3 protein-coding genes and 2 pseudogenes are annotated in these 5,148 nt (G+C 62.5%); 4 read left to right on the top strand and 1 reads right to left on the bottom strand.

Annotated features, from left to right (window positions below):
• From GSQ79_RS29315 to GSQ79_RS06265, 4 genes and pseudogenes are all read left to right on the top strand, one after another.
• A pseudogene (locus GSQ79_RS29315) lies at nucleotides 1-161 on the top strand (3-oxoacid CoA-transferase); the annotation flags it as partial.
• Nucleotides 154-1,356 carry a 3-oxoadipyl-CoA thiolase gene (gene pcaF / locus GSQ79_RS06275; protein ID WP_158807869.1) on the top strand — a complete coding sequence of 401 codons (1,203 nt, stop codon included), beginning with the start codon at nucleotides 154-156 and terminating at the stop codon, nucleotides 1,354-1,356. The pseudogene GSQ79_RS29315 and the gene pcaF, both read left to right, overlap by 8 nt.
• A gap of 120 nt (nucleotides 1,357-1,476) precedes the next feature.
• Nucleotides 1,477-2,841, top strand: a complete 1,365-nt coding sequence (locus GSQ79_RS06270) for a short-chain fatty acid transporter (RefSeq protein WP_210253017.1) — start codon at nucleotides 1,477-1,479, stop codon at nucleotides 2,839-2,841.
• 5 nt (nucleotides 2,842-2,846) lie between these two features.
• Nucleotides 2,847-3,626, top strand: coding sequence for an IclR family transcriptional regulator C-terminal domain-containing protein (locus GSQ79_RS06265; RefSeq protein WP_158807868.1), 780 nt, complete (start codon nucleotides 2,847-2,849; stop codon nucleotides 3,624-3,626).
• Nucleotides 3,627-4,940: 1,314 nt separating this feature from the next.
• Here GSQ79_RS06265 and GSQ79_RS06260 read toward each other — a convergent pair.
• Nucleotides 4,941-5,148, bottom strand: a pseudogene (locus GSQ79_RS06260) (IS5/IS1182 family transposase); the annotation flags it as partial.

Raw genomic sequence — 5,148 nt, 5'->3', positions numbered from 1 at the left:
CGGCGCTCGGCGTCGTCAACCGCATCTACACCAATCTGGCGGTCGTCGACGTGACCGAGCGCGGATTCGTGTTGCGCGAAAGCATCACCGGCCTCGGGTTCGACGAACTCCAGGCGCTGACCGGCGCAACGCTTTTCATCGACGGGGTAACCCATGGCTGAAGCCTTCATCTGCGATTTCGTCCGCACGCCCATTGGGCGCTACGCCGGCGCGCTGAGGGACGTGCGTCCCGACGACATGGCGGCGCACGTGCTGAGGACGCTCGCCGAGCGGAACGGCGGCATCGATTGGGGTGCGCTCGACGACTGCTACATGGGCTGCGCCAACCAGGCCGGCGAGGACAACCGCGACGTGGCCCGCATGGCGCTGCTGCTCGCCGGACTTCCCACAACTTCGCCAGGCGCGACGATCAACCGACTCTGCGGCTCCGGGCTCGATGCTCTGGGGACAGCCGCCCGGATGATCCGCTCGGGCGATGCCGACCTCGTCCTCGCTGGCGGCGTCGAGAGCATGACCCGGGCACCCTTCGTCCTTGGCAAGAGCGCAACCGCGTTCGGGCGCGACGCCAAGCTCGAGGACACGACGCTTGGCTGGCGCTTCGTCAATCCCAAGATGAAGACGCTCCACGGCACGGACTCGATGGGCGAGACGGGCGAGAACGTCGCCGAAGAGTTCGGGATCTCGCGCGCCAATCAGGACGCCTTCGCATTCCGAAGCCAAGCACGGGCCGAGGCGGCGAGGCTGGCCGGCTACTTCCATGCAGAGATCGCGCCCGTGTCGATACCGGGCCGCAAGGGCGTCACCGTGGTGTCCGAGGACGAGCATCCACGGCCCGAGACGACCCTCGACGGGCTTGGCAACCTCAGGCCGTTGTTTCGAACGCCAGGCACGGTGACCGCGGGCAACGCTGCGGGCATCAACGACGGCGCCGCGGCGATGATCGTCGCCAGCGAGGCGGCGATCGTTCGGCATGGCCTCACGCCACGCGCCAGGGTCCTCTCCATGGCGACCGCCGGCGTTCCGCCCCGCATCATGGGCATCGGCCCCGCGCCGGCCGTAGAAAAGCTCCTGAGCCGTGCCGGACTCGGGGTCGGCGATATCGATCTCGTCGAACTGAACGAGGCCTTCGCATCCCAGGCCATCGCCGTGTTGCGTAAGCTCGGCCTGCCCGACGACGCGCAGCATGTGAACCCGCACGGCGGAGCGATCGCGCTGGGACATCCGCTCGGCATGAGCGGAGCGCGGATCGCCCTCACCGCCGTGCACGGGCTCGAAACACTAGGGCTGAAGCGCGCCGTCGCCACCATGTGCATCGGTGTCGGGCAAGGCATAGCGCTCCTTCTGGAACGCGTCTGAACAAGAGGACGCTTTACTCGTCCGGCGCACACGACGTGCCTGATGGACCTCGAGACCAAAAAGCAGACGTCCGGCAAACGGGCCGAACACACGTCCATGAGACGATCAGGGAGAACGCAAATGGAAGTGGCCGCTGTTCGGCCGCCCCGCCGGGGCATGGTCAGCTTCTTCGTGACGCTCTTCGAGCGATTCATGCCCGATCCCTTCGCGCTCGCGATCGGACTGACCTTCGTGGTCGGTGTCCTGGCTTTCGCCATTGCGCCGAAAGGGGATCTGAAAACGATCCTCTCGGCCTGGTACGCCGGCTGCTTCAACATCCTCGCCTTCGCCTTCCAGATGACGCTGATACTCGTCACCGGTCACGCGCTCGCCACCGCGACGCCGGTGCGCCGCGTGCTGAGGAGACTGGTCTCGGTCGTATCGACCCCGTCCCAGGCGATCATCCTGATGTTCGCCGTCGTGTCCTCGGCAGCCTGGCTGAACTGGGGTCTGGGTCTCGTCGTCGGCGCCTTCCTGGCGCGGGAGATCGCAGGCCGGATACGCGTCGATTACGGGTGGCTCGTGGCGGCGGCCTATTCCGCATGGTCGGTCTGCAACAGCGGGCTCTCGAGCTCGATAGCGCTCTCGCAGGCTTCGCACGGCAGCAGCCTCAACGTGGTCGAGAAGCTGACGGGCCACATCCTGCCGATGACGCAGACGGTGTTCACGACCTTCACGATGCTGCCGACTATAGCGGTCGTCGTGGTCATGTGCGTGATCTTCATCAGGATTCAGCCGGCCGCCGACGACGTCATCCCGCTGGCGGAAGATGCGCCGGGGTCATCGATCGAGCACCGCAGAGATCGCGGAGAGGCGACGACCTTCGCCGGCTCCTTCGAGTCGTCGTCGCTCGGCACGATCTTCATCGTCGCCGTAGGCGCCGCCGCGATCGGCTTCGAATGGTGGGAAAAGGGCGCCTCGCTAGAGCTGAACACCCTGATCCTCCTCTTCCTGCTCGCCGGAATGGCACTGCAGAGGACGCCGATTGCCTACGCCGATGCGGTGCGCGAAGCCGCCCGGCAGACCGGCTCCATCCTCCTCCAGTTTCCCTTCTACGGCGGAATCATGGGCATCATGGTCGCGACGGGGCTGGCCGGCCTGATCTCGCAATTCTTCGTCGGGATCGCCACGGCCTCCACGCTTCCGGCATGGAGCTACCTTAGCTCGCTGATCATCACCTTCCTCGTTCCTTCGGCAGGCGGGCATTGGGCGGTCCAGGGCCCGTTCGTGATCCCGGCGGCCCAGGCGCTGAAGGCGTCGATCCCGGCGACGGCCATGGCGGTAGCCATGGCGGAAAACGTCGCCAACATGCTGCAGCCCTTCTGGGCCGTGCCGCTCATCGCCATCGCCGGTATCGGCATCCAGCGCGTCCTGGGATATACGATCATCACCTTCCTGGTCTCGTTGGTCATCTACGGCTTGGCAGTCCTCTTCCTGACCATCTGAGTTCCATGGACGCGCAAGAACCGATCGACACCGACGACCGGGATTACGTTTCGGCGCTAGCCAGGGGGTTGCGGCTCATCGAAGTGTGCGGGGAAAGCGAGATCGGTCTCAGCTTGGCGCAGGTGGCGCAGCGTTCGGAAATCTCGCGCGCCGCCGCACGCCGCTTCCTGCTGACGCTGCATGCGCTCGGCTACGTCAGTAGCGACGGGAAGCTCTATCGCCTGACCCCGAAGGTCCTGGTCCTCGGCAACGCGTTCCTTGGCTCCACGGCGCTGCCGCGCATCGTGCGTCCCGTCCTCGAAAATCTCAGCCGCGACCTCGGCGAGAGCTGTTCCGTTGCCGTCCTGGACGGTTCCGAGATCGTCTACGTCGCGCGGGAGCAGACCGGGAGGATCATGTCGGTCGACCTCGGTATTGGCTCCAGGCTGCCCGCCGCATCGACCTCGATGGGACGCGTACTCTTGGCGGCCCTGCCTCCTGAAGAGCGTGCGAGGCGCCTTAAAGATCCGACGTTGGCGCTGACGCCAAGGACGGTGACGGACCGCAAAGCGTTGCTTCGCTTGCTCGACTCCGTCGAAAAGCAGGGTTGGTGCGTCGTGGATCAGGAATTGGAACTCGGCCTGCGGTCCATGGCCGTGCCGTTGCGCGATGCAGGAGGACGAACCGTTGGCGCGCTTAACGTAGGAACACAGGTGGCGCGGGTATCCATCGAATCCTTGCGAAAGGAGATGCTACCGAAGTTGAGAGCGGCTGCGGCGGCGATCGAGCCGTTTCTTCTACAATGATGGATAGCAGCGCGTGCGCGACGATCTCGTCAAAGCGCCAATCCGAAAGACATATGTGCCATAAGGCGGTGCGAACGTTGTGCGGTATGTTTCGTAGCAACCGTTCCTCACCTTACCAAGCGTCGAACCAGTTTTCACGAAAACGGGCGCGAAAACGCGATAAATAGTTCGCTAGCAAACGTGCAACGGTGACTAGATTTGATTTCCGGCTTCGTCGCTACACCTTACGGCCACATGCGGACCTGGGGGTCCTGCATCGCTGACCGGAACGAGCGTGCCCAGGCCTCCGCGTTGTTTGCAGAGCAAAACAGCTGCATTGTACCGATCAGCCGTCGTCACGATCGTCTTCGCTGACGAATAAACGAACAAAGTGCCAATGAGCACAATTGTCACGCACGTGACAAAGAAAGGATACCGAAACGGATCAAAGCGGTCCCGGATGTAGGCTAACTGAGCCATACGCTTTCCTCCTTTGCAGACTTGCTGATCGGACGATCCTGGCAAACGATCACGGGCTTGCTAACAACTAAGCGGTAGGTAGATTGGATGTACGCAAATTGCGAGGGACTACGGCCGGCGTAAGCGAAGCCTTAAGCTGTCACCAGCCGATCAGCAGCCTTTGCATATGCTTCCGGTGATCGCGTCATCACGTTTCTGGACACCACGATCAAGCGCGGTTGTTCCCGCGCTTTTCGAGCCGCCTGGAATCGCCACCGTCTCACCGGACGATGTTGTATTTTGTCCGCTCGAAGCGTCACCAGATTGCACCGAGACAGATCGGCCTGTCTGCGTCTGCGCAACTACAGGCATTGTAGCCGCAACAACCGCGGCGGCAATAAAGGTTGTAAGTCTCACCATAGTCCGGTCCTCCTATTCGTATCAACGCCTGTGTCAGCAAAGGGTTGGCTTGCCGGCGTTCACGATAGCGGTATCAGAGGATTATGAGCATCGCGGATCGTGCAATTCACACGTGGCAGAAAGACCTTGGCCTACTGACATCTTAAAATCCTCTAATCGAGAAAAAGTGCTCACGCGCTGAAAATGAGATGGCGATCTGCTGGCCGGCGATAAGATCAGCCAAACCAGGGGCGAGACGGACCGGCGTACAGGCATTGAGACTGGAGACTACAGCTCGTTCGAAATCAGCTTGATCTTTGGAGCTTCCAACGAGGTGCGAATAGGTCAGCCGCGGTATTCCAAAGACCGTGCCGTCGTGCTTTAGGCTGAAACGCACAGTGACCTCAGAGCCCGACTCAAAATTTACGTTTGAGCGGTCTGCTGCCTCGCGAGTCTTCGCATGAGGAGGAACGCCAGGGCCATTTGCAACCACGCGAGCGCGGACTTGATGGTCGCCTCGAAATCCTTCGACAGGCGACGCGCGCGGTTGATCCAGCCGAGCGTGCGCTCGACGACCCAGCGCTTTGGCAGCACGATGAACCCCTTTATTTGCGTGTCGGTTCGCTTGACGACGGTGATGGAAATTCTGCTTGCCTCGAAGGCGGCGCGTTGCGCTTCATCGCCT

This window comes from Beijerinckia sp. L45, from assembly GCF_009765775.1.
Taxonomy (GTDB): Bacteria; Pseudomonadota; Alphaproteobacteria; order Rhizobiales; family Beijerinckiaceae; genus RH-AL1.
The sequence above is the reverse complement of the archived record's forward strand: the minus strand, read 5'-3'. Positions and strand labels throughout refer to the sequence as shown.